We start from the raw sequence: 25,953 nt of genomic DNA on the forward strand, positions 1-25,953 counted from the left end.
AACACCTAGGGTATTCCATTTAGGCTACGTCGTACTATTATAACACGTAGCATGATTCCATCCAATATAGAAATAGGTATACTTAAATACCTCGATAAAACGGCCACGGCTAAACAACTACAAGAGTTGGAAGAATGGCTGGAAGATCCTTTGAACAAGGAACGCTTCAATGACTATGTGCTCATGCACTATGCAATCAATATGGGACTCAATAAAGTGGATGATAAACCGATGAAGGAAGAATTGATTCGTAAAATCCAGAAAGAGAAACCCGGCATTACCAGATTGCACCCGAAAATTCTTCTTAAAATTGCTGCAGTATTACTTTTACTGCTTGGATTTGGTTATTTTTTTAATCAAAAATTCAATGAAGTCAATGTAGAGCAACTAATAGACCCCAACCAGATTACACTACAATTGGACAATGGAGACATAGAGGTCATTAGTGAAGATGGTACGCGAAAGATAATCGATGCTGAGGGAAATGAGGTTGGAGTACAAAAAGGAAATACTCTTAACTACAATGAAGGCAGTGATCCGGAAAAACTAATCCATAATCAGCTAAATATCCCAAATGGCAAACAATTTGAACTGGTACTGTCCGATGGCAGTAGTGTATTTCTTAATTCAGGTTCTTCTATTAAGTACCCAGTGAAATTTTTGCCCGGGAAGACCAGGGAGGTAGTCTTGAACGGTGAGGCCTATTTCAAAATAGCAAAAGACAGTATTAATCCATTTATTGTCAATATCGCCAATTTAAAAGTGCGCGTCCTAGGTACGGAATTCAATCTTACCTCCTATCCTGAAGATAGTCAGGTTACTACAGTTTTAGTCAATGGCTCCGTTGGCCTATACAGTGGCCATGTTTATAAGCCGGCAACTACAACTGTTATGAAGCCAGGTTTTAGGGGGGTGTATGATCACACCAGTGGTGACATAACTTTGGATGAAGTGGATACCTCTCTTTACACCAGTTGGAAAGCAGGAAAACTGGTATTTAGAAGTATGCAGTTTAAAAATATAGTTAAAAAATTGGAACGTGCCTACAATGTCAAAATTGTAAACAATAATAAGGAACTGGGCGAACAATATTTTAGTGCCAGTTTTGATAAGGACGAGCTAATGGAGCAAATCTTCGCTTCCTTTAGGACAAGCTATAGGTTTACCTATACGATTGAAAATGGAAAAATAATTATAAACTAAAACCAGAACGAAGCATGAAATAAACGAAACAAACCAAAAATGAAGTTCGAAAAAAAACTGGAAGATGCGCGAACATCTCCCAGTTAAATACCTATGAGCAAATAAATACTCATCTAAATAATCAATACAAAAATATGAAAATCCTTCTTAAAATTAGGAGTAGGCTTCTATGTCCTCCGGAATTAAGCTTAAAAATGAAATTAACCACCCTTTTGCTGTTCATTGCCTTGTTTAATATTAGGGCCAATAATTATGCACAAAACACGCGAATAAGCCTGGATCTTAAAGAGGTCTCTATTGAAAAGGTGCTAAATCAGATTGAATCCCATACAGAGTTTAAATTTCTGTACAATTTAAAAGATGTGGATATTAGTAAGATTGTTACCCTTAAGGTGAACAAAGAAAAAGTTAGGAGTATATTGAATACGCTTTTTCTCAATACTAAAGTGTCCTATGAGGTATTGGACAAACATATTATCCTAAAAAGAAACGAGAACAAAAACATTAAAAGTGTTCCCCTTAAAATCGATGATACTCCAATACAATCGGAAGTTCAAGGGATTGTTAAGGACAACGATGGGATGATTTTAGCTGGGGCCAATGTGGTTATAAAGGGAACTACCAAAGGTGTTGTTACAGACTTTGACGGTTATTTTAATATTGCCGTTCCTGGCGCAGAAACCGTTCTTGTCTTTTCTTATATAGGAATGGAGACCAAGGAGGTTGTAGTGGGCAATAGGACCAATATGGATGTTATTATGGACCCTTCCGCCGAAAAAATGGATGAAGTAGTGGTCACCGCTTTAGGAATGAAGCGAGAAAAGAGAGCCTTGGGATATTCCGTAGGAGAGGTTGATGGAGAAGAAATGAACTTGGTGCCTCAAGAAAATGCCTTAGGCGGATTGAGTAGTAGGGTATCTGGTTTGGATATTAGAAGGGCTGGAAACGACTTAAATGCGGAAACCTTTGTGTATATCAGGGGTAGAACTTCTTTGTCTGGAAATGATGAGCCTTTGGTTGTTGTAGATGGTTCACCTGTTGGGAGTACTGCTGTATTGGGAAATATAAGCGCCATGAACATTCAGAGTGTATCCATATTAAAAGGAGCCAGTGCAGCTGCTCTTTACGGTTCCAGAGCAGGTAATGGGGTAATCCTTGTTACTACTAAATCTGGTGAGGGTCTTAAAAAAGGGATTGGGGTTTCATTTTCCTCTACCATCACTTTAAATACGCCTTATAAATATTTTGAAACTCAGGATAGATTTACCAACGGGCAAAGAGGGATTTTTGATGAAGCTACATGGCAACACTGGTACGGCCCTGAAGAGGGAGGCTCCGCAATACAGTGGAATAGCAATGGTGAAGCAGTGCCATTAAAGTTTTATAAGGACCCCCAGAAAGATTACTTTAGAACTGGGGTAACCACAATAAACGATGCTAGTATAAGTGGAAATTATGACAAGGGTAACTTTAGATTAGCTATATCCCATTTGAAAGGAGAGGGTTACTCCCCAGGCACCGAACTTCAAAAGCTTGGTTTCAGACTAAATACGGCCTATAAAATATCGGATAATGTAACCATTTCCACCAATATCGACATTTCTAACCCCAATTCTGACAATAATCCAGTTAGATATCTAAGTGGTGATAATCAATATTTTGATTTATTCAATATCGCACCCCATATAAATATCAATGACCTAAAAGGGGAATATTGGGAAACACCTAATGTACAGCAACGAAATGTTACTGATGGGTATAACAATCCTTGGTTTTCCGCCTATGAACGGAAAAACAAATTTGACAAACTAAGTGGTTTTGGAAATATTAAGCTTGACTGGGAAATCACCTCAAATTTTAATGCTATGGCTCGTGTGGCTTATAGTGGTAATTACAATAAAGAGGAAACTTTAAAACCATGGTCTTTTCAAGGATTTGGTGGTGGTACTACAAAACCAACTGGGGCGTATAACCTAGATAATAGTAATTCTAAGGAAACCAACGTAGATGTTTTGTTTTCCTATGATAAGAAATTTGGAGATTTCCGTATATCTCCTTCTGTGGGTGGAAATATATTGAATAATGAAGTAAACACCTATAGTTCAGGAGGTGACAATTTGGTGCTTCCAGGGTTGTTTACCTTATCCAATGTAACCCGAGGAGGATTGGAATACAGTAATGGAACTTTTAAAAAGGCGGTTTACAGTGTTTATGGAATGGCTACATTGAGCTATAAAAATATGCTCTTCTTGGATTTAACAGCACGTAACGATTGGTCCAGTACCCTTCCTAAGGAGAACAGTTCTTACTTTTACCCTTCCGCTTCGGGAAGTGTTCTGGTTTCTGAAATGATCCAAATGCCATCTTGGATTTCGTTACTTAAATTACGCTCTGGATGGGCTCAGGTAGGAAAGGATACTGAACCTTATTTAATCCACCCTACTTTAACCCAGGGATTTTGGGGCGATGATTTTACCTATTCACTTCCAAGCAGCATGCCAAATACCAAGCTAAAGCCAGAGATAGCCACTTCTTATGAAGTAGGTGCTGATTTAGGTTTTTTTAAGGGTAGATTGGGACTGGAGGCTACCTATTACAAGACTCAAAACAAAAACCAAATCTTAAATGTGAATGTCTCTCCACTTACGGGGTATACCAGTACCACCATTAATGCAGGGAATGTGGAAAATTATGGGTTTGAATTTGGATTGAATATGGTTCCTATTAGAACTGAAGATCTTGAATGGAACATGAACTTTAATTTCACCACACAGGAAAGTAAACTTGTAGAATTGGTCGATGGTATTGACCGAGTGGATTTTGGTGGAGGAACAGATGGTGGTGCTTTTACCAGGGTAGGAGGAATCATAGGAGACATGTACTCTCCTTATATAAAGAAAGTAGAGGAAGGTGAGTATGCGGGATGGAATATACTGGATTCCAATGGTAGATGGGAAGTTGATAGAGCGCGGGAAAACCAAGTTAAGATGGGGAATTTTAACAACGATTTTGCTGTTGGGATGAACACTTCCATTAGGTATAAAAACCTTACTTTATCCGCTAGTTTCGACTGGAGGCAAGGAGGGGATTTCTACTCGGAATCTATGAAGAGAATGGCACGTTCCGGTAAAATCGAGGACTGGCAAAATGGAATCAGTTCAAGTACCTATTCAGGAATCTTAGATGCTAATTCTTTTGCGGATGGTGCCGCATTGGCGAATGAAATCAAATCAAATCCTATTTATAGAGACAATGATGTATGGGTTGGAGGAAGAAATGAAGAATTGGGTGGATTTGAATTTAACGGAAATTACAACGGAGCTTTCTTTCCGGGGGTAATAGACAATGGCGACGGTACTTATACCGAAAATTTTGGGGATGCCGGCACAAAATTATTTGACGCCTATAGAGTGGTAGAGTCTAGCGGTAGTTATTGGAGAACTGGTTATGCATTTTTGTACGACGCATCCTTTGTTAAGTTAAGGGACATTACCATGACCTATGCATTGCCTGCTCAAGTAGCTAAATTTATTGCCGCAGATAATGTGGCCATTTCCGTTTACGCTAAAAACATCATGCTTTGGACCAAAGCAGGAATCGGAATCGACCCTGAGCTTGCCTATGACCAAGGAGCTCAAGGGTTTGAAGAATGGAATGTGGCCCCTTGGACCGCCCCAGTTGGCCTTAGACTAAACATAAGTTTCTAAAAAATATAAAGATGACTAGAATAAAGAATAATATAATTGCAATGTTACTGCCAATGGTAGTACTTTTTGCTACATCGTGCTCAGAATCTTTGGAGGAGATAAATGTAAGCCCCAATAGTTTACCAGATACGGAGATAGACATTAAATTTGTGCTGACAGGTATTTTGTCCCAATCTGCAACGATGACTTCTGAACTGAATATGGGTGCTGCAGAGATTACTGCTACGACCCAATATTTGCAACGTGACTTTACCAGTTACGACCGATTTAATTTTAACTGGCAGGCTTCGAGTTATGCTGGCTATTACGAACCTTTAAAAGATAGTAAATATATCTTCGATCGGGCAGAGGAGGAAAAGACAGGGAAGGCAAAAGATTACTATCAGGGGGTTGCACTAATTATGAAATCTTATTGGTATGGGGTGTTAACGTCTCTTTTTGGTGATTTGCCTTATACTAATGCCCTGCTGGCAGAAAATGGAGGGGACGAATTTTTTAAACCCGCATATGATGATCAACTGACCATTTTTAAGGGGATAATAAACGATTTGACACAGGCAAATTCCCTTCTAACGGGGGCTGGGGTCATACAAGAAGTTGCAGATGCCGACATTGTATATCAAGGGGATGCATTAAAGTGGCGTAAACTTGCGAATTCCTTACGACTGAGGTATTATATGCGTTTATCGGAAAAGGGAGGTATCGATATTAATCCAGCTGCAGAAATTTCAGCTATAGTAGGGAATAGTGCTGAGTATCCTATTTTAGTAAACAATGACGACAATGCGGCCATTGCATTTGTGGGTACCAATAGCGACAATAGTTGGTATGGAGGCCCCTTAAGAAGTAGTAACCGCTCCGAATTTTATCGTAGAAAACCATCAGCTACTATTGTTGATGATTTGACCGCCCTGGGAGATCCAAGACTAACGTCCTGGGTGCGACCTGTAGATGTTCAAATTTTTGAGGGAGCTACCGATGAAATTGTACAGGAAGATGGTGTGTTAAAACGATATACCACTGAAGATATTAACGCAATAAATAATGATGAAAACAAGGAGAATGATTTGAATACCTCCCTTTTTGTTGGTTTGCCGGTTGCCTTAACGGATCCCAACCAATTTCAGAAATTTGCGGATGGTATCAATGCTAATGAAGAAATTGCGTCTCTGGATGGAAGCGTCTATCTTGCTGCGGCATCTAACCCTCATGCTTCGTATCTAACTGAAATGTACGCAGAGGATGCCAATCCATTGGTAAAGGCTGTACTAATGAATGCTGCTGAGGTGAGCTTTATTCTCGCTGAGGCAAGTGTCCGAGGGTGGATATCCAATAGCGCATTGGATTATTACAATAGTGGCATTCTATTGTCAATGGGGCAGTATGGAATTTCAGACGGAGATCAATCTGCGGTGTATGACAAAGCCAACAACACCCTGATTCCTTTTGATCAAGGGGTGTATATGGCACAGGCGCAACAGATCTTTAATGATGCCACAGATAAAATGGAGCCTATAATGCACCAAAAATGGATCTCTCAATGGCTTACTCCAGAATCGTGGTTCGATTGGCGTAGAACAGGACTTCCAAATTTGAATGTCAACATTATAGCAGGAACAAAGGGACAAGAGATACCAGTTAGGTTTTATTACGATGACCCCTTTAACGAAGAGAATATGTTGCAAGCCATTAGTAAACTACAGCCTGCTGAAAACGATCAGTGGTCTAAAATGTGGTTACTGCAATAGTATAGACTTATTGAACAATATTTTACCCAGGCTTGGTTGCAAATTGCATCCAAGCCTGGATTGTTTTAGGGGGTTTTTGGCCTAAATATGCTGTTTTTTGAAGAGCCCGTAATTATTTATGAGTAAAATTTTTAAAAAAGTAAAAATTAATTGTTATTATTGCTTAATCGATAAAGCGATTTTGTTTTGGATTGGGCCGTATTTAACAATAAGTTAATGTTAATTTGCTTAATCGTTAAAGCTATTTGCTTCTGAAAGACTTAACATTGTATCGAAATTGGGAGAGGAAGGAAGGAGTAATAATATACTTATTCTGGAGTCAAAATCTAAGCTGATACTGAAAATCCGATTGCATAAAATAATATTAAAACCAACCTGTAAACTATAAAACATATGGAGGAAATAAACTGAAAATCAACATATTATGATAATCGGAAAATGCGCGAACACTTTCCGATTAAGAGCAATTAAATACCCATCAAATAATCCACACTAAATTATGAAAAACCAACTTAATGTTAGGAGTAGGCGGTCTTGCCCTTCTAAAAACAATTTAAAAATTAAGCTAACCATCTTGCTATTCTACGGTGCTCTTTTCAATATCAGTGCACACGTGTATGAAAATAGCGAATCCATACTTTTTGGACCTGATATGATTAGCAACGAATTAGGTGCCTTAGAAATTGCTGCGCAACAAATTGAAATATCTGGAACTGTAAAAGATGTTGACGGAGAGGTGTTGCCAGGAGCAAACATTGTTTTAAAAGGAACCTCCAAAGGGGTGGTATCCGATTTTGACGGAAACTTTACTATTGCTGTTCCTAATGCACAGGCCGTTCTTGTTGTTTCCTACATTGGTATGGAAACCAAGGAGGTAGAAGTGGGTAATCAAACTTCTTTGGAGGTGTTACTCGATTACGCCGCAGAAAAAATGGACGAGGTCGTGGTTACCGCCCTTGGTATGAAACGGGAAAAAAAGGCTTTGGGCTATGCTGTAGCTGTAGTAGAAGCTGAAGCTTTAAATCAGCAGCCCAATACAAATGTATTGAGCGGACTTTCCGGTAAAATGTCGGGCGTGCAAATAAACGAAATGGGGGGTGACATTAATGCTAAAATGAATGTGATTATTAGAGGTCAGACCTCTTTGACCAGCAACAACGAGCCTCTGCTTGTTATTGATGGCTCACCTGTGGGTAATACGGATGCGATGCGCGATATAAGCTCTTTGGATATTGCCAGTATTTCGGTTCTAAAAGGAGCGAGCGCTGCTGCTCTGTATGGGTCAAGAGCTGGTAACGGTGTAATCCTTATTACTACTAATTCTGGCGAGAGCGGTAAAAAAGGAATCGGAGTTTCATTCACACAGAGTACTACTCTTAGTGTACCCTATAATTATTTTGATTTACAAAATACCTTTACTACGGGTCAAAAGGGTCAGTTTAACGAATCATCCTGGCAGTATTGGTATGGTGCAAGAGCAGGTGTTGAGGCTGTGCAATGGAATACCAATGGGCAACCCCAACCTTTAGTAATGTATGATAATAGTTTACAAGATTTCTTTCAAACAGGGCTCTCTACCCAGACAGATGCCAGTATAAGTGGAAATTATGACCGTGGTAGTTTTAATTTTTCCATTAACCATATGAAAAGTGACGGAATTACCCCCGGAATGGAGTTGAAAAGACTTGGGTTTTCGTTGGCGACTAGCTATAAGATAACCGACAAGGTAAAACTCACTACCAATATTACTATTTCTAAACCTACATCAGATAATTTACCATTAACGAACAACGGAAGTGATGATATATATATGGATATTTTCGCCAACCCACCGCATGTGAATATTAATGACCTTAAAGATTATTGGGAAGTGGAGGGTTCACAACAAAGAAGAGCTGGAGCTCTTCCTAATAATCCATGGTTCTCTGCCTATGAAAGAGACAGAACCTTAGATCAGATCCGTGGCTTTGGAAATGTGCGATTGGATATTGATCTTTTGCCTGGTTTAACAGCTATGGGCCGGGTATCTTATAGTGCCAATAATGAGAAGATTGAGTCAATTTATCCTTGGTCTTATGACGGATTTGGTAGTTCTGCCGTAAAACCATTTGGGGCATACGAACAAACGAAGCTCGATGAAAGAGAGGCCAATGTGGATTTCTTATTCTCTTACGATAAAAAAGTAGGTGACTTTAGAATTAACCCTTCTGTTGGTGGAAACTATTTGAATAGCAGAAATACAAGCCTTTATGGAGGTGGCGATGTTCTTACATTACCGGGCTTATATACCCTGTCCAATGTTGCCAGGCCGGGGCTGGGTTATAACTCAGGCGTATTCGAAAAGGAAATTTACAGTCTGTACGGATTGGCATCCTTAAGTTTTAAGGAAATGGTTTACCTAGATTTAACGGCACGTAATGATTGGTCGAGTACACTACCAAAAGAAAATAGATCTTATTTCTATCCGTCTGCCTCGCTAAGTATGTTAATTTCAGAAATGACTCAGATGCCGAGTTGGGTATCCTTGGTCAAATTTAGAACAGGTTGGGCCGAAGTTGGAAAGGATACTGATCCGTATTCAATAAATCCAGTATTGAACCAAACTTTTTGGGGTAACGATATTCAATACTCCGTGCCAGCGAGTTTGCCTAACACTGCGCTTAAGCCAGAAATAGCGACTTCTTATGAAGTTGGGGCCGACTTAGGTTTCTTTAATAACCGGATTGTCTTTGAAGGAACTTGGTATAAGGCACAAAATAGGAACCAAATTATTGGGGTAACAACATCGCCTATGTCTGGTTTCAGCAGTGCAACAATTAATGCGGGCAACGTTGAAAACACAGGCATAGAATTAGCTTTGAATACAGTGCCAGTGCGAACAGCGAATTTGGAATGGAACTTAGGGGTCAACTTTACCAAACAGGAAAGTAGATTAGTAGAATTAGTAGAAGGTATTGATAGAATTGGTGTAGGTAACGCGGGAAGCTTAACACAACAGACCTTTGTTGGCGGTGTTATTGGCGACCTTTATTCAACCAGCGTGTTAAGAGTTGAATCTGGCGAATACGAGGGCTGGCCTATACTCAATAATAATGGGGGCTTAACATTTCAAAAAGACAACGCACTTAAACCCAAGGTAGGCAAGAGCACGAATGACTTTACCATGGGATTGAACACTTCTGTAAAGTACAAGAATTTTACATTGTCAGCTAATCTTGATTGGCGACAAGGGGGTAATTTCTACTCCGAAACCATGAAGAGAACAGCACGTTCTGGTTGGGTTGATAAATGGCAAGGTGATGCCGGTACTTTTAGCGGAATTTTGGGTTCCAATTCTTTTAACGGTGATGGAACTGCTCTTGCAAATGAAATTAAATCCAATCCTACCAAATACCAAGCTGATAATGTTTGGGTAGGGGGAAGAGATGCTCAAACTGGTGGTTTTCCTTATAACGGATTTGACAATGGTTCTTTTTGGCCTGGGGTAGTGGATAATGGCGATGGTACTTATACCGAGAATTTTGGTGGTCCTGGAACCGTGTTGTTCGATGCTTATAAAGTCGTGGAACCAGGTGGTGGATTATGGGATGTGGGATCTTCCTTTATGTATGATCTCTCTTTTGTTAAGTTAAGAAATATTACGCTTACCTATGATCTGCCCCAAAAATTTGCCTCAAAAATTTCGGCTCAAAGGGTTTCATTCTCTGTTTTTACAAAGAATATTATGATATGGAATGCAGCTGATATCGGCATAGATCCTGAACTTGCCTATTATCAAAATGACGGTTCATACGACATAGGAAAAGAAAAATGGAACGCCCTCCCATGGGTTGCTCCCGTAGGATTTACAATTAATTTGACATTTTAAATAGATAAAAAATGAAAAAGATATATAAAACTTTAAGATGGTCCATTCTCTCAATGAGTATGCTTGCGGTGTGCTCTTGTAGTGATTCGCTGGACGAGACCAATATTAGCTCCAATACCCTTCCGGAGAATAAGATAGATATTAGATTTGTTCTGACGAATGTACTAACCTCTACAGCTAAAAATGATGTTGACACCAATTATAAAGCAAGAGAGGTAAGTGCTGGTAGCCAATACCTTCAACGTGATAATGTTGACTTCTATAGTTTCTATTTTGTTTGGGATACCAAAAATTTTAATAGTTTCTTCCCAATCTTAACCAATAGTCAATATATTTATGACCGTGCGGAAACCGAGAAGGAAGGTGATGAAAAAAAGTATTACCAGGCGGTATCCCTTATTATGAAGTCATATACATATGGTTTTTTGACTTCAACATTTGGTGATATCCCGTACTCAGAAGCCATAAAAGGTGAGGATAGAGGCGATGCTTTTGTGCCAAAATACGATGCGCAAGAAGATGTTTTCTTGGGCATATTATCAGACCTTTCAACAGCAAATGATATGCTAAAAGGTGTTGGTACCATCGGTATTGCGTCCAATGCAGACGTGGTTTTTCAAGGTGACGGTCAAAAGTGGCGAAAATTTGCCAATTCATTGCGCTTGAGATATTGTATGCGTTTATCAGAAAAAACAATTACAGGCTTGGACCCTTCGGCGGAGATAGCTTCTATAGTCAACAACCCTACTGAAAACCCTATTATGACTGATATTAGTGATAATGCTGCGGTAAAATGGATAGGTTCTGCTTCTGACAACAGCTTTCCTGGGGGACCACTTTCGTATACTTTTAGATCGGAATTCTATAGAAGAAAACCTTCTGCTACTATTGTAAAAGATCTTGTTGAATTAAATGATCCAAGATTGACTACGTGGATAAGACCGGTTGATGTTCAAATTTTTCCTGGTGTTGCTGATGGCGTGGAGTTTGTTGATGGTAGGGTAAGGCGAAACACTACGGTGGATATTGCTGCTAGAAATGCCGATTCAGATTTGACCAATGATGTTAATACTTCGTTGTTCGTTGGACTTGGGGTTGCGCTAAGTGCACCCAATGATTATAACATGGGAAATACGGTTACCGATGTTCGTTCCGGTATTACAGCGCTGGATCCAGATATTTATTTGGGAGATTCATCCAATCCACATATCTCTTATCTGACCAATATATATTCCGAAAATGCGAATGAACTGTCGGCTACTATGTTTATGAGTAGCGCCGAAACCCAATTTATTTTGGCGGAAGCAAGTGAACGAGGTTGGATTGGTGGTAACCCAATGGATTACTACCTTAATGGAATTGAAAAATCTTTTGATCGTTGGCAAATTGCTGACGGTGCCAGCTCGGCGGTATATGATGAAGGTAGCAATTCTCTAGTCGCGTTTAATAAGGACGATTATATGGCCAATGCCCAAGCAATTTACACCAATGCAACAGATAAAATGGTTCCTATTATGCATCAAAAGTGGATTGCAGGCTGGTTGACAGCTGAAGCTTGGTTTGACTGGAGAAGGACAGGCTTACCGGAATTGGAAAAGAATGTTATTGAAGGTGCACAAGGTCAAGATATACCTAAAAGGCAAATCTTGTCGGATCCCTTTAATGAAGATAATTTAACCCAAGCTACTGGCAGATTGCAACCTGCTGTGAATAATCAATGGTCGCTAATGTGGCTACTGCAATAATCTAAAGCCAAGTCGTTAATGATAATTTTCCAGACCTGTATGCCCTTCGCCTGCAGGTCTGGTTTTTTTGTGAAATATGCTTGTTGTTGTTGTTGTTGTTGTTGTTGTTGAAGACTATTGGGTTATTTAATTAATCTTGGTCGGATCCATCCTAAGTTTAGGGTACAATATTTCCTAATGTGTAGAAGAATTAGAATTGCACATGGGCTAGTTAAATTTAATAATTGAAAAGAGAACTAGGACCAATTTCTTTATTTTCACTTCAGTTTTTTTTCTAATAGTGCTGTAGGCATGAGCTATTTGGTATTCCACGGTTTTAATGGAAATATTTAAATAGGTCGCTATTTCGGTATTGGTCAGGCCATCTTGCTTGCTCAATAAAAAAATTTCCTTGCATTTGGGTGGTAATTGTGCTACCTCTCTTTTTATTACCGAAATCTTATCTTCCACTAATTGTTTGCTGGTATCCTCTACGGCAAGATTCAAGGCATGCCGATAGGCTTCATCTAGAATTTTTGAGGATTTATTTTTTCTATAATCATCAATATATTCGTTGTAAACCGATTTGTACAAAAGCCCTTGAAATGATTCTCTGATATTTATATTTCGTCTTCGCTCCCATATCCTCAAAAAGACATTTTGAACAATATCTTGGGCTTGAGGATAATCATTGGTAAGGCTATAGGCGTAGATCAAAACTTTTTTGTGGTAGCCTTCCATCAACTGTTTAAACGCCTGCTCTTCACCCGCCATGAGTTGCTCAACTAAAACTACGGTATTTCTATTTGAATTGGTCATTAGGGGGTGATGGTCCAAGCTCTATTATTGGTGCAAGGAACTTAAAAAATAGGGATTCATTGTTGCCTCATTGTTAATAAATCAATATTGATAGGTAAATATTATTTATATGGTAGGTTAATATACTTAATATTTGATTTTAAACAAAATTTATTAAGTGCACCATGGATTTTCCTAGTTTTTTAAATTCAAGATATACTGGAGAACACTCGAGTTGTGTATGGTGGGAGGACGCCACTGATCATTGGCCAAGAATATCACCTATTCACGGATGTGTTTTGTTTGCGTTTAGGCTTATTTATACCATAAAAATCACACCTAGGAATTCTCCGTGGGTTTGGCACTTTTTAAGTCGGTAAGGATATTCAGGGCGTTTACTGAAAAGCAGGTATGCCTGTAATGTCTGCACCGGTAATCAATAGGTGAATATCGTGTGTTCCCTCATAGGTAATAACGCTTTCAAGATTCATCATATGGCGCATTATGCTATATTCACCCGTAATACCCATACCTCCCAAAACCTGTCTAGCTTCGCGGGCAATCTTTATGGCCATGTCCACATTATTGCGTTTGGCCATTGAAATTTGGGCAGTAGTCGCCCGTCCTTCATTTTTTAATTGACCCAAGCGGAAGGCCAACAATTGTGCTTTGGTGATTTCAGTAATCATTTCGGCCAATTTTTTTTGTTGGAGTTGAGTGGCGGCAATAGGTTTGCCAAATTGTATGCGTTCTTTGGCATACCTCAAAGCGGTGTCATAACAATCCATTGCTGCACCAATAGCACCCCATGCAATCCCATAACGGGCGGAATCCAAGCAACCCAAAGGTGCACCGAGTCCACTTTTTCCGGCCAACAGATTTTCTTTGGGAACTTTAACATTATCAAAAATTAATTCTCCGGTCGCAGAGGCACGTAAGGACCATTTATTATGGGTCTCGGGGGTAGTAAAACCTTCCATACCCCGCTCTACAATTAACCCATGAATACGGCCTTCCTCATTTTTTGCCCACACTACGGCGATGTCCGCAAATGGAGAATTGGATATCCATAGTTTGGCCCCATTTAGAAGGAAATGGTCTCCCTTATCCTTAAATCGGGTTTCCATGCCACTTGGATTGGATCCATGATTTGGTTCGGTTAATCCAAAACATCCCATAAATTCCCCTGAGGCAAGTTTAGGCAAGTATTTTTTTCGTTGTTCTTCGTTGCCGTAGGTGAAAATAGGATACATTACTAAAGAAGATTGTACAGAGGCAGTGGAGCGCACGCCGCTATCGCCGCGTTCTATTTCCTGCATAATGAGCCCGTAACTTATTTGGTCCAATCCGGCCCCTCCATATTCTTCAGGGATATAGGGTCCAAAAGCACCAATTTCCGATAAACCATTAATAATTTGTTTAGGGAATTCTGCTTTTTGGGCATATTCTTCTATGATGGGGGATATATCGCGCTTTACCCACTGCCTGGCTGCATCGCGGACCAATTTATGTTCTTCGGATAAAAGGTCGTCTAAATTGTAATAATCAGGTGCTTCAAATAAGTCGGGTCGCATACAATGAATTTTAATATCAAAAATAAACAATAAAAGGATTTGTTATAAAAATATAACATCAGAAACTATAGTTGTTACATTTTTAAATAAAAGTCCTTGGTCAAATCAACGTATTCCTTGGTGTACTTGTGTCGCTCCAATTCTATGGTTAGATCGCTTGTAGAACCTGCTATATCACCAAACTGGAATTCAATTAAGCTGCGTTTTATTTCCGATTCCGGATTTCCTTTCACCCTAGTTATCCGTTTTGGGTAAAGATTAAAATTACGGGCCAAATCCAAAAATTCCTTCTCTTCCTTGTAAGGGATAATGGTTGAAAAGGTTCCATTGAGGGACATTAATTGGGCAACTCCGCCTAGAAGTTCCTCAAAAGGCATGGATTGACTCTGCCTTGCCATATCCCGGGATTCATCTCCACTGGATACCATTTCTGAGTAGAATGGTGGATTGGAAACAATAAGATCGTATTTGTCATCCAATTCATCAACAAACTCATCCAACGAGGCGTGGTAACAGAATAAACGATCGGCCCAGTCGGAGCTTTCAAAATTTTCCATGCACTGCTCATAGGCGTCTTCATTGATTTCCATAGCATCAATGGTATCTGCCTTGCTTCTTTGGGCCAACATTAAGGCAATAATTCCGGTTCCGGCACCTATATCCAAAATAGACAGGGGTTGTTGCTCTAAGGAAGTCCAAGCCCCCAACAAAACTCCATCGGTGCCAATTTTCATGGCACAGCGATCCTGGTGAATTTGGAACTGTTTAAATAGGAAGGGTTTGCTCATAAAAATTTTATGTTTTTTTGGATTTCAAGTATACTTGTGGATTAGAGTGCTATTTAGTCTACTTTTCCTGCTTCCCTGTTTTTTGTGCCTTCCAAATCCAGCAAGGAATCGCCTAATTCGTGTCTCATATCATTGGCTAGGACCTTAATTTTATCTACAACTTCCGGGTAATCCTTGGCTACATCGTTGGTTTCACTTATGTCTGTTGTAACATCGTAAAGTTCTATCTCTTCCATTTCAATCATTTTATATTCCCCGGGAAGTCCATCCTTGCCTGGTGTTTGGCCATCCATAGTCCTATATGTATGCGGAAAGTACATTTTCCATTTTCCATAACGCACACCCATAAGTTCGTTTATCCTATAGTAAAAGAAATAAGCTTCTTGCGGACTTTCCGCGCTTTCGCCTATTAAAAGGGGCCAGGCGCTTTTGCCGTCGATGGTTAAATTTGGAAGTCTTGCACCGGTAATTTCTGCAATGGTGGGAAGAATATCTATGGCCATTACCGGCACGTCCATTGTTTTTCCAGGGGCAAGCTTGTTGGGGTAGCGCATGATAAAGGGCTCGCGTTGGGCACCTTCCCACGCAGTGCCTTTGCCCTCCCTAAATGGCAGTGCACTTCCGGCATGATTGCCATAGGATAGCCAAGGTCCATTGTCCGAAGTAAAGATCACTACAGTATTATCTTCCAGTCCATTCTCTTTTAGTGCGGCCAATATTTCTCCTACGGACCAGTCGATTTCCATAATTACATCGCCGTACAGTCCCCTTTTAGACTTTCCTTTGAATTTTTCGGAGACAAAAAGAGGTACATGTGGCTGTGGATGCGGAACATATAGGAAGAAAGGATTGCTTTTATTTCTGTTGATAAAATCTACACTCCTTTCCGTTATTTGGGTAGTAAGTTGGGACTGCTCGGTAAGAGTATCCAATACAGTTTCGTTTTCATATAGAGGAAGGGGCCCAAAATTGAATACGGTGCCCTGCTGCGGGTGGTAAGGCCACATATCGTTGGAGTAGGGGATACCGAAAAATTCATCAAAACCGTGTTTTGTTGGCAAAAACTTTGGACTATCGCCCAAATGCCATTTTCCATAAATTGCGGTCTTATATCCAATGCCTTTTAGCATTTCCGCCAAAGTAATCTCGGCTGAATTTATTCCTGTGGGGCTACCAGGGCCCAAGGCATTGTGTATGCCAATACGGTTAGGATAACAACCGGTCAATATACCGGCCCTGGAAGCAGAACAAATGGGTTGTGCGGAGTAAAAGCTGGTGAGTTTTACCCCCTCTTTTGCCATTTGGTCCAAATGGGGAGTTTCAATATTGGGAGAACCAAAAGTACCTACATCCTGATACCCTTGATCATCGGTGAAAATTAAAATTATATTCGGTGGAACCTCTGGTTTCGTTTCTTTTTGCTTTTCGGCACAGGAAAATAAAACTAGGGCAAGCAATACTACGGTTAGATTCTTGAACATTATTTTGGTTTTGATAAAGCTAAAATAATATTTTGAATCGTTATGCTCCAATAGCTGAAAGTGCCAAAACCAAATATTTAATAAAGCACAGCTAGGGGAGGCCGTAGTTCCTGCTAGTCCCCGTTGTAATAATTGTTTTTAATGGAATCCATCATTTTTTTTCCTTCGGAAATGGAGGTGATCAATTTCCATTGATCATTTGAAAACAGGGATTTTAGAGGTTGGTCCAATTTTGGAATTTTCGGAAATACGAACTCAAGCTTTTTGTCCCACACTTTGTAATATTTTAAAAGGTCGTCCGGATACACAACTTTTCGTTTGGTACCTTCATCTATTCCCCTAAAAGGTTGTGGAATGTTCAGGTACCCATAATCGTCCGTTAGTTGTTCGCCAACGTGAATGTCGCGAATTGCAACCTCAAAATCGTAGGCCGTGGTTAGGCAATTGGAATTGAAACTGTGGTTTACATACCTGGCATTGTCCCAACAAAGGATAAACCGCCCCTTGTTGTCCCTAAAGGTATAAGTATCCAATATGGATTGGTAGAGGGGTTCCAAGGATTCGAGTTCGGTCTGAGTAAATTCGCGGTCCAACTTATCCAGCACCCAGGTTATAGTTCCGGCCGGAATAAATTCGGTGGCTACCACGCCATAGCCAACCTCTTTGTTGATGAATTGTAATTCTGTTTTTGGATGAATCATTTTAAACAATAAAATAAACTCATTAATACTGAATAGTTTCCTCTTTTTGGTTTTGCAATACTTTTAATAGTTGACTGTTGCCAATACATATTGCCATTAGTTATAGTGGGCAAGATGTTTTAGGATTAGGCCTAATTAAATAGGAATGCAATAAAGAAAGATAATCAAAATTACATTGCGTTTCTCAGCTATTTAAAAAATAAAAAGGGAGTGGTTTAAGATAAATAAAGATCGACCAATCCTTCCGGGGTGTCAACAAAAATGGTATTGTTTTCACGATCAACCTTAACAATAATCTCATCCCTGACGGGTATAAGTAATTGTTTGTCGTCTTTTTCCACCTCAAATAGGGCTTGGGAGGTAGTGTCGTTAATGCTTTGGATGGTTCCTATGTTTCCATGAACCTTGTCTTCCATGGCAAAACCAATTACTTCATGGTAATAGAATTTATTGCCTTTTAATTTGGGCAAAAACTTTAGAGGTAGATAAATCTCGGAGCCCATTACCTTATCTGCGTCCGATTCATCTGCAACCTCTTCAAACCGTACGCGTAATAAACTAGATTTGTGAAGTTGACTTTTTTCAATAAAAAAAGGAACCAGATTGTTTCCAAGAGAAACGAATACTGATTCCATTTTTTCGTACAATTCGGGTTCATCCGTATCCAATTTAATGAGTACTTCACCCTTAAAGCTATGTTTAGAAACGATTTTACCGAGGTAGAAACATTCTTCCTTTGTCATCGTCTGTAATTAGCTATTCTTTTTCTTTAGTCTCTTCAGGAGCTTCAGTTGATGCAGCAGTATCCTCTGCTTCAGCCGCTTCAGCAACTATAGGAGCAGCTTCTTCAATTACTTCTTCAGCAGCTGGGGCTTCTGCTTCTGCAGCAGCGGCCATACGTTTTTCGTTAACCTCTTTTTCAGCTTTTAAAGCTTTTGCTTTGGCGTCAGCCTCGGCTTTTGCCAAACCATCTACCTTAGAGCCAACAATATTTGATTTTTCCTCCAACCAGGCGTTGAATTTTTCTTCAACTTGCTCTTCGGTCAAGGCACCTTTGCGCAAACCACCTAATAAGTGATGCTTTAAAAGTACTCCTTTGTAAGATAAAATTCTCTTTGCAGTTTCAGAAGGTTGTGCACCATTCTGTAACCATTTTACAGAACCATCAACATCCAATTCTATAGTTGCAGGGTTTGTGTTTGGGTTGTAAATACCTAATTTCTCTAAATATTTACCGTCTCTTTTAGCACGGGAATCCGCAGCTACTACCCAATAAAATGGTTTTCCTTTTTTACCGTGTCTTTGTAATCTAATTCTAACTGGCATATCACATTAATTTGTAGGGTGCCCGACCCTTGGTTATTAATTCTTTTTCGCTTTTATAAGTTTAAGCGGGTGCAAATATACGCTATTTCTATTATTGGGCAATAAATATTTTGTAAATATAGTAGTTATGGCAGGGGTTGATAACTCTTAACAACTCACGCTATTATCGTGGCCTCCATTTTTGTAATTTTAACCCACTTTTTAACCGCTGAGGAATCTTCATATGTACCTGATTTTTGACACTGAAACCACTGGACTGCCTAAACGCTGGGATGCACCATATACGGATACCGACAATTGGCCGCGATGTATCCAAATAGCTTGGCAATTGCATGACGACATGGGTAATTTGGTTGAAAGTCAAGATTATTTGGTTCAGCCGGACGGATTTAATATTCCGTATGATGCTGAACAAATTCACGGTATTTCAACAGAATTGGCCCAACAAAAGGGTATTCCTATTGGAGACGTATTGGAAAAATTCAATGCGGCACTTTCGAAAACAAAATTTGTAGTGGGTCAGAATGTGGGATTCGACCTTAATATTATGGGGGCCGAATTTCATCGGTACCAAGTTGAAAATTCGTTACAGGAGTTGCCCATATTGGACACATGTACCGAACATACTGCACAATTATGTCAGATTCCAGGAGGGCGTGGCGGTAAGTTTAAATTGCCAACCTTAACGGAACTGCATCAATATCTGTTCGGGGAGCCTTTTGGGGAGGCACATAATGCTACGGCAGATGTGGAGGCAACTACCCGTTGTTTCCTGGAACTGGTACGTAAAAAGGAATTCACGGCAGAACAATTGGATGTTAAGCCGGATTATTTTAAAAATTTCTCCGAAGCCAATCCTCAAGAGATCCAGCTGATAGGTTTAAAACATATCAACCTTAAGAAGGCATCTAAGAAAATAGCCGATGCCCTTTGGGAGAAGGATACAGGTGGGATTTCCAAAGAGGAGATCAAGGAGAATTTAGCGACTTTGGCAACGGCAAATTTTGCCCACCTCCACAATCACACACAGTTTTCCATTTTACAGTCCACAATTAGTATTCCTGCATTGATTTCGGCGACCGCAAAGGCTAAAATGCCTGCTGTGGCAATGACTGATCATGCGAATATGATGGGGGCCTTTCATTTCGTTAGTGGCGTTATAAACCATAATAAAGGAGTAGTAGCCAGAAACGAAGAAAATGTAAAGCGTTATGAAGCTACAAAGAACGGGACTTTGGAAGAGGGGCAGGAACCCTTGGAAGAATTACCGGAGCCAGAGCTGGAGATTACGCCTATTATTGGTTGCGAATTTCAAGTTTGTGAAGATCACACCAATAAATCCCAAAAGGATAACGGGTATCAAATAGTAATGCTGGCCAAAAACAAAAATGGGTATTTAAATTTGGCCAAAATGTCGTCCATTGCCTTTGTGGATGGCAAGTATTATGTTCCGCGAATTGATAAAAAGGTAATTGAGCAATACAAAGAAGATATAATTGTACTAACCGGTAACCTTTACGGGGAAGTGCCCAGTAAGGTATTGAATGTTGGGGAAAATCAGGCGGAGGAAGCCTTGCTTTGGTGGAAGGAAACTTTTGGCGATGACCTGTATATGGAAATTATGCGTCACGGTCAGGAAGATGAAGACCGTGTAAACCAAGTATTGATTCAGTTTGCCCAAAAGCATAATGTAAAATTAGTTGCGACCAACAATACCTATTACCAGGAAAAGCAGAATGCACATGCACATGATATTCTACTCTGTGTAAAAGATGGAGAAAAACAAGCCACCCCCATAGGTCGGGGTCGTGGTTACCGATATGGGTTGCCCAATCAGGAATATTACTTTAAGTCCTCAGATGAAATGAAGGAGCTTTTTAAGGATATTCCAGATGCGATAACCAATATTCAGGAAGTTATAGGTAAGGTTGAGACGTTTACCCTTGCCCGTGATGTGTTGTTGCCTGCTTTTGATATTCCAGAGGAGTTTAGGTTCGAAGAAGATAAACTTGATGGAGGTAAGCGTGGGGAAAACAAATATCTGCGACATATAACCTATGAGGGAGCGAAAAAGAGGTATGGTGAAATTACACCCGAAATTGATGAGCGACTCGATTTTGAGCTCAAGGTAATTGAGAAAACCGGATATCCGGGCTATTTCTTAATTGTAGAGGATTTTATTAGGGCAGCCCGTAGTATGGATGTGTCCGTTGGTCCTGGCCGTGGATCTGCAGCGGGATCTGCCGTGGCTTATTGTTTATGGATAACCAATTTGGATCCTATTAAGTACGACCTACTTTTTGAGCGTTTCCTAAATCCAGATCGTGTGTCCATGCCCGATATCGATATCGATTTTGATGATGAAGGCCGTGGTCGTGTAATGGATTATGTGATCAATAAATACGGGGCCAATCAGGTGGCCCAGATCATCACCTATGGCACAATGGCGGCGAAATCGTCCATTCGGGATACCGCTCGAGCCTTGGATCTGCCTTTGGGGGATGCCGATCGTATGGCCAAGCTAATTCCCAATATGTCCAAGCTGAAAAAGATTATTGGGATCGATGAAAAAACCTTAAAGGCAAAATTCAATAGTGAAGAGCTTATAAAGATCAACGAGTTGCTGGCTATTTCCGAAGGGGATGGCTTGGAGTCCGAAACCTTGAACCAGGCTTATATTTTGGAGGGATCTGTTCGTAACACTGGTATACATGCATGTGGGGTAATCATTACGCCGGATGATATTACCAAGTTCGTGCCAGTGGCCTTGGCAAAAGATTCCGAGATGTATTGCACCCAGTTTGATAACTCGGTGGTGGAGAGTGCAGGCTTGCTAAAAATGGATTTCTTGGGGTTAAAAACGTTGACCCTGATAAAGGATACCGTTAAAATAGTAAAAGCCAAGCACGGCGTAGAATTAGATCCTGAGAATTTTCCGTTGGACGATGAAAAAACATACGAGCTGTTTCAGCGAGGGGAAACCGTAGGGGTGTTCCAGTATGAATCGCCCGGGATGCAAAAACATATGCGGGCACTAAAACCCACCGTTTTTGCCGATTTAATTGCCATGAACGCCTTGTATCGTCCCGGTCCAATGGAATATATACCCAGTTTCATTGCCCGTAAACACGGTACGGAAGAAATTATATATGACCTGGATGCCTGTGAGGAGTATTTAGCGGAAACTTACGGAATTACCGTGTATCAGGAGCAGGTGATGCTCCTTTCACAGAAATTGGCAGATTTCACCAAAGGTGAGGCCGATGTTTTGCGTAAGGCGATGGGTAAAAAGCAAAAGTATGTCCTGGATAAGATGAAACCCCAGTTTATAAAACAGGCTTCGGAAAAAGGACATGATGTAGATAAATTAGAGAAAATTTGGAAGGATTGGGAGGCTTTTGCCGCTTATGCATTTAATAAAAGTCACTCCACCTGCTATGCTTGGATAGCTTACCAAACGGCGTATTGTAAAGCACATTACCCTGCAGAATACATGGCGGCGGTTTTGTCCAACAACATGAACGACATAAAGCAGGTTACCTTCTTTATGGAAGAGTGTAAAAGAATGGGGTTGGATGTTTTGGGACCAGATGTAAATGAATCCTACTATAAATTTGCGGTCAACGATGCCGGAGCAGTACGTTTTGGTATGGGAGCTGTAAAAGGGGTCGGTCGCGGAGCAGTTGAAACCATTGTAGAGAATAGAAAGGAAGGAGGGCCTTTTAAATCTGTTTTTGATCTTTCCAAGCGTATAGATCTGAGGGCTGCCAATAAAAAAGCTTTTGAAAATTTAGCGGTTGCCGGTGGATTTGATTCTTTTGGGGAGACCCATAGGGCTCAATATTTTTATGATGAAGGGGACGGAATTACCTTCTTGGAAAAAGCCATGAAATATGGGGCCAAATTTCAAGAGAATGAAAATTCCTCCCAAGTAAGTTTATTTGGAGAGGCAAGTGATGTGCAGATACCTGAGCCCGTTGTGCCGCCATGCGAGGAATGGGGGACAATGGAGAAACTGCGTCGCGAAAAGGAAGTGGTCGGGATTTATATTTCCGGGCACCCATTGGACGATTTTAATTCGGAAATAAAGGCCTTCTGTAATGCCAGTCTTTCCAATTTAAATGATTTGGAAGCCATAGTAAACAGGGAAGTTTCCTTTGCAGGGGTAATTACCGATGTGCAGCACCGGGTTTCCAAAAATGGAAAAGGATGGGCCATGTTCACCATGGAAGATTATACGGATACATTTGAATTTAGAATGTTTGGGGAAGAATATTTGAAATTCCGTCATTTCCTGATGATCAATTCTTTTGCCTATGTTAAACTTTTTGTTCGCGAAGGATGGGTGAATAGGGATACTGGTAAAAAGGGTGATCCCAGGATGCAGTTTAATATGATCATGATGTTGCAGGATGTAATGGAAACCTTTGCCAAAAAACTTACCATTAAGTTGGATATATCCCAGTTGAAGGAGGAAAGTATTTTAGATCTTAAGGATACCTTGGTTTCCCATCAGGGCAACCACCCCTTAAGTTTTGTGGTATATGAGATGGAGGAACAGATAAAAGTAAACATGACCTGTAGAAAACAAAAAATACAAATATCAAGCGAACTGCTCTTACAGCTTAATGAAAAAGACGTACATTACAAGTTGAATTAAGTGTACAATAGGCTATTGTTTAGGTTGGGAACCACATGTATGGAAAAAGAATAGGTTTTATTGATTTAGTCATAGTCAAAACGAATATAATGTTAGTAAGGAAAAGGCAAATTAATTGTCTAAATTTGTATAATATTTAAAAAAAAACAAACATGGCATTAGAAATAACAGATGCTACTTTTGATGAGGTAGTTTTAAAAAGTGATAAACCAGTAGTAGTGGATTTTTGGGCAGCATGGTGTGGTCCTTGTAGAATGGTAGGTCCTATCATCGATGAGGTTAGTACCGAATACGATGGCAAAGCCGTTGTTGGTAAGGTGGATGTAGATGCCAACCAAGAATTTGCAGCTAAATACGGCGTAAGAAATATTCCTACGGTATTGGTATTTAAGAATGGCGAAATAGTGAACAGACAGGTTGGTGTTTCCCCTAAAAAGGTTTATACCGATGCCATAGATGCATTGCTATAGTTCACAAAATCCCGAACAGGGAATATAGATGATAAAAAAATCCTGCTCATTGCAGGATTTTTTTATGCCCAATTTTCAATGAAGTATATGTTCGAAACCTATAAAAATACAGGTTGATTGTAGCTTACTTAATATGGATTTCCATTTTTGGCATTTCTATTTTCAACCAGGGCATATCTTCATTATCTTAGCGCTATGGAGCTACAATCGGAATTACATAAGGCAAGTTTGTTCCAAAACTTGGAATTATTGGCCAATCAGGTGGTGGAAGGATTTATCAGTGGCATTCATAAAAGTCCCTTTCATGGTTTTTCTGCAGAATTTGCAGAACATAAGATTTATAATAATGGGGAAAGTACCAAACATATAGATTGGAAGTTGTTTGCCAAGACCGATAAGTTGTACACCAAACGTTACGAAGAGGAGACCAATTTACGCTGTCACATAATCTTGGACACTTCGTCTTCCATGTATTATCCTGAAGTAGGCGCGCTAAGCCTGGAAAACCTAAATAAAATAGGTTTTGGGGTTCTGGCTACCGCCGCATTGATGAATATTCTTAAGAAGCAACGAGACGCCGTGGGATTGAGTGTATATTCTGACCAATATAGTTTCTATTCATCTGAAAAGAGTAGTGAGCGGCATCATCAAATGCTGTTGGCCAAATTAAGTGAGTTAAGTATGGATTCAAAACCGGCAAAGCAGACCGAGACGTATACATATTTACATCAGATTGCCGAAAAAATTAAAAGAAGAAGTTTAATAGTACTTTTTACGGATATGTTCCAAGCATCAGAGGATGATGGGAAATTGTTTGATGCCTTGCAGCATCTAAAATATAATAAGCACGAAGTTATTCTTTTTCATGTATTGGATAAGGAAACAGAATTCTCCTTTGATTTTGAAAATACCCCAAAGCGTTATTTGGATGTTGAAACCGGTAGCCATATTGATCTTTATGCAGATTCTGTTAGAGACGCTTATAAAAAGGCAGTGAAGTCGTACTTTGATGAACTGCGATTAAAATGTGCCCAGTACAAAATTAAATATGTGGAGGTAGATGTAAAGGATAGTTTCTCCCTGATAATGAACACCTTTCTAGTGGAACGACAAAAATTTAGATAAAAACATTCATTATTTTTCGAAAATTGTTTGTGCAATTAAATAAGGAGTGTATATTTGCACTCGCTAAACGCCACGGTTCGGTAGTTCAGTTGGTTAGAATACCTGCCTGTCACGCAGGGGGTCGCGGGTTCGAGTCCCGTCCGGACCGCTTAGTAAACAAAGGCCTTCAAGAAATTGAAGGCCTTTTTGTTTTTCGATTACGCTCACTTTACGCTCACTTTTACTTTTAACAAAACTTTAATATAATTTGAACGGATCAAGTACAATTTCTGGGTATTTGAATATTTACGCATATAGTTGAGTTAATCTAAATAGGAAGAATTCTGTATTTCTAACGCCCCTGAACTGTGCCCTAAATGCCTTTATTTTCGCATTGAAGGATTCTGCCGAAGCATTGGTGCTCCTGTTTATAAAATAATTGAGGATAGACCTATAGTTGAGGGATATTGTGTTGGCAATGGTATTGAAGGCCCTGAAGCCTGTGTTTTCCACGTCCTTGTACCAATGTGCCAGCTTGGTATATGCCGTTTGTATAGAGGTTGCCGTATTGAATATGTTCCTGAGCCCCTGTACCAGGTCGAAGGCGAGCTTTATATCCGGATATTGCGAGAACAATATTTTACTTCTTTCGGATTGGTTTGGATCAAGTACAATTTCTGGGTATTTGAATATTTACGCATATAGTTGAGTTAATCTAAATAGGAAGAATTCTGTATTTCTAACGCCCCTGAACTGTGCCCTAAATGCCTTTATTTTCGCATTGAAGGATTCTGCCGAAGC

The 25,953-nt window shown here is 39.9% G+C and carries 16 protein-coding genes, 1 tRNA gene and 1 pseudogene; 9 read left to right on the forward strand and 9 right to left on the reverse strand.

Features of this window, described 5'->3' with window-relative positions:
- Nucleotides 1-51: 51 nt before the first annotated feature.
- The 5 genes from MWU78_RS02485 (at nt 52) to MWU78_RS02505 (ending at nt 12,271) form a co-directional block, all read left to right on the forward strand.
- Nucleotides 52-1,203 (forward strand): FecR domain-containing protein, encoded by a 1,152-nt coding sequence (locus MWU78_RS02485; protein WP_246994631.1) that lies wholly within the window; start codon nt 52-54, stop codon nt 1,201-1,203.
- 194 nt (nt 1,204-1,397) lie between these two features.
- Complete coding sequence (locus MWU78_RS02490) at nt 1,398-4,910, forward strand: SusC/RagA family TonB-linked outer membrane protein (RefSeq protein WP_246994633.1); 3,513 nt, start codon at nt 1,398-1,400, stop codon at nt 4,908-4,910.
- Between the two features lie 11 nt (nt 4,911-4,921).
- The gene (locus tag MWU78_RS02495; RefSeq protein WP_246994636.1) at nt 4,922-6,658 is read left to right on the forward strand and encodes a SusD/RagB family nutrient-binding outer membrane lipoprotein; all 1,737 of its coding nucleotides are present in this window, start codon (nt 4,922-4,924) and stop codon (nt 6,656-6,658) included.
- Nucleotides 6,659-7,157: 499 nt separating this feature from the next.
- The gene (locus MWU78_RS02500) at nt 7,158-10,526 is read left to right on the forward strand and encodes a SusC/RagA family TonB-linked outer membrane protein (protein WP_246994638.1); all 3,369 of its coding nucleotides are present in this window, start codon (nt 7,158-7,160) and stop codon (nt 10,524-10,526) included.
- Between the two features lie 11 nt (nt 10,527-10,537).
- Entirely contained in the window at nt 10,538-12,271 is a 1,734-nt protein-coding gene (locus tag MWU78_RS02505) for a SusD/RagB family nutrient-binding outer membrane lipoprotein (RefSeq protein ID WP_246994640.1), read from the forward strand.
- 207 nt (nt 12,272-12,478) lie between these two features.
- Here MWU78_RS02505 and MWU78_RS02510 read toward each other — a convergent pair whose 3' ends face one another.
- The 7 genes from MWU78_RS02510 to MWU78_RS02540 form a co-directional block, all read right to left on the reverse strand.
- Entirely contained in the window at nt 12,479-13,069 is a 591-nt protein-coding gene (locus MWU78_RS02510; protein WP_246994642.1) for an RNA polymerase sigma-70 factor, read from the reverse strand.
- 374 nt (nt 13,070-13,443) lie between these two features.
- Nucleotides 13,444-14,622, reverse strand: a complete 1,179-nt coding sequence (locus MWU78_RS02515) for an acyl-CoA dehydrogenase family protein (protein WP_246994644.1) — start codon at nt 14,620-14,622, stop codon at nt 13,444-13,446.
- Between the two features lie 74 nt (nt 14,623-14,696).
- Complete coding sequence (locus tag MWU78_RS02520) at nt 14,697-15,410, reverse strand: methyltransferase (RefSeq protein ID WP_246994647.1); 714 nt, start codon at nt 15,408-15,410, stop codon at nt 14,697-14,699.
- 53 nt (nt 15,411-15,463) lie between these two features.
- Entirely contained in the window at nt 15,464-16,891 is a 1,428-nt protein-coding gene (locus MWU78_RS02525) for a sulfatase (RefSeq protein ID WP_246994649.1), read from the reverse strand.
- A 113-nt stretch (nt 16,892-17,004) separates the two neighbouring features.
- Nucleotides 17,005-17,592 carry an SET domain-containing protein gene (locus tag MWU78_RS02530; RefSeq protein WP_246994651.1) on the reverse strand — a complete coding sequence of 196 codons (588 nt, stop codon included), beginning with the start codon at nt 17,590-17,592 and terminating at the stop codon, nt 17,005-17,007.
- A gap of 215 nt (nt 17,593-17,807) precedes the next feature.
- A complete protein-coding gene (rimM, locus tag MWU78_RS02535) occupies nt 17,808-18,335 on the reverse strand; it encodes a ribosome maturation factor RimM (RefSeq protein ID WP_246994653.1) in 528 nt (175 codons plus the stop codon).
- Nucleotides 18,336-18,348: 13 nt separating this feature from the next.
- A complete protein-coding gene (locus MWU78_RS02540; protein ID WP_246994656.1) occupies nt 18,349-18,918 on the reverse strand; it encodes a 30S ribosomal protein S16 in 570 nt (189 codons plus the stop codon).
- 223 nt (nt 18,919-19,141) lie between these two features.
- On the opposite strand from MWU78_RS02540, the gene dnaE reads away from it, so the two are divergent.
- From dnaE to MWU78_RS02560, 4 genes are all read left to right on the forward strand, one after another.
- On the forward strand, nt 19,142-23,578 hold the full coding sequence (gene dnaE / locus MWU78_RS02545) for a DNA polymerase III subunit alpha (RefSeq protein ID WP_246994658.1): 4,437 nt from the start codon (nt 19,142-19,144) through the stop codon (nt 23,576-23,578).
- Between the two features lie 152 nt (nt 23,579-23,730).
- Nucleotides 23,731-24,048 carry a thioredoxin gene (gene trxA, locus MWU78_RS02550; RefSeq protein WP_031442126.1) on the forward strand — a complete coding sequence of 106 codons (318 nt, stop codon included), beginning with the start codon at nt 23,731-23,733 and terminating at the stop codon, nt 24,046-24,048.
- 195 nt (nt 24,049-24,243) lie between these two features.
- On the forward strand, nt 24,244-25,173 hold the full coding sequence (locus MWU78_RS02555; protein WP_246994660.1) for a DUF58 domain-containing protein: 930 nt from the start codon (nt 24,244-24,246) through the stop codon (nt 25,171-25,173).
- A 74-nt stretch (nt 25,174-25,247) separates the two neighbouring features.
- A tRNA-Asp gene (locus tag MWU78_RS02560) sits at nt 25,248-25,321 on the forward strand.
- Between the two features lie 137 nt (nt 25,322-25,458).
- On the opposite strand, the gene MWU78_RS02565 is transcribed toward MWU78_RS02560, so the two are convergent.
- Together MWU78_RS02565 and MWU78_RS02570 are read right to left on the reverse strand one after the other, a co-directional pair.
- Nucleotides 25,459-25,845: a transposase gene (locus tag MWU78_RS02565; protein ID WP_348647050.1), complete on the reverse strand. Its 387-nt coding sequence runs from the start codon at nt 25,843-25,845 to the stop codon at nt 25,459-25,461.
- Nucleotides 25,846-25,953: pseudogene (locus MWU78_RS02570) on the reverse strand (transposase); the annotation flags it as partial. It lies immediately after the preceding gene.

It is taken from the genome of Arenibacter sp. F26102 (assembly GCF_023015865.1).
In the GTDB taxonomy this organism is placed as follows: Bacteria; Bacteroidota; Bacteroidia; order Flavobacteriales; family Flavobacteriaceae; genus Arenibacter.

What these genes read in the sequence shown, in the direction of transcription:
- MWU78_RS02510 (WP_246994642.1), bottom strand. Translation starts at nt 13,069, where the DNA reads ATGACCAATTCAAATAGAAATACCGTAGTTTTAGTTGAGCAACTCATG.
- dnaE (WP_246994658.1), top strand. Translation starts at nt 19,142, where the DNA reads ATGTACCTGATTTTTGACACTGAAACCACTGGACTGCCTAAACGCTGG.
- MWU78_RS02540 (WP_246994656.1), bottom strand. Translation starts at nt 18,918, where the DNA reads ATGCCAGTTAGAATTAGATTACAAAGACACGGTAAAAAAGGAAAACCA.
- MWU78_RS02490 (WP_246994633.1), top strand. Translation starts at nt 1,398, where the DNA reads ATGAAATTAACCACCCTTTTGCTGTTCATTGCCTTGTTTAATATTAGG.
- MWU78_RS02520 (WP_246994647.1), bottom strand. Translation starts at nt 15,410, where the DNA reads ATGAGCAAACCCTTCCTATTTAAACAGTTCCAAATTCACCAGGATCGC.
- MWU78_RS02515 (WP_246994644.1), bottom strand. Translation starts at nt 14,622, where the DNA reads ATGCGACCCGACTTATTTGAAGCACCTGATTATTACAATTTAGACGAC.
- MWU78_RS02525 (WP_246994649.1), bottom strand. Translation starts at nt 16,891, where the DNA reads ATGTTCAAGAATCTAACCGTAGTATTGCTTGCCCTAGTTTTATTTTCC.
- MWU78_RS02495 (WP_246994636.1), top strand. Translation starts at nt 4,922, where the DNA reads ATGACTAGAATAAAGAATAATATAATTGCAATGTTACTGCCAATGGTA.
- MWU78_RS02485 (WP_246994631.1), top strand. Translation starts at nt 52, where the DNA reads ATGATTCCATCCAATATAGAAATAGGTATACTTAAATACCTCGATAAA.
- MWU78_RS02500 (WP_246994638.1), top strand. Translation starts at nt 7,158, where the DNA reads ATGAAAAACCAACTTAATGTTAGGAGTAGGCGGTCTTGCCCTTCTAAA.
- MWU78_RS02530 (WP_246994651.1), bottom strand. Translation starts at nt 17,592, where the DNA reads ATGATTCATCCAAAAACAGAATTACAATTCATCAACAAAGAGGTTGGC.
- trxA (WP_031442126.1), top strand. Translation starts at nt 23,731, where the DNA reads ATGGCATTAGAAATAACAGATGCTACTTTTGATGAGGTAGTTTTAAAA.
- MWU78_RS02555 (WP_246994660.1), top strand. Translation starts at nt 24,244, where the DNA reads ATGGAGCTACAATCGGAATTACATAAGGCAAGTTTGTTCCAAAACTTG.
- MWU78_RS02505 (WP_246994640.1), top strand. Translation starts at nt 10,538, where the DNA reads ATGAAAAAGATATATAAAACTTTAAGATGGTCCATTCTCTCAATGAGT.
- rimM (WP_246994653.1), bottom strand. Translation starts at nt 18,335, where the DNA reads ATGACAAAGGAAGAATGTTTCTACCTCGGTAAAATCGTTTCTAAACAT.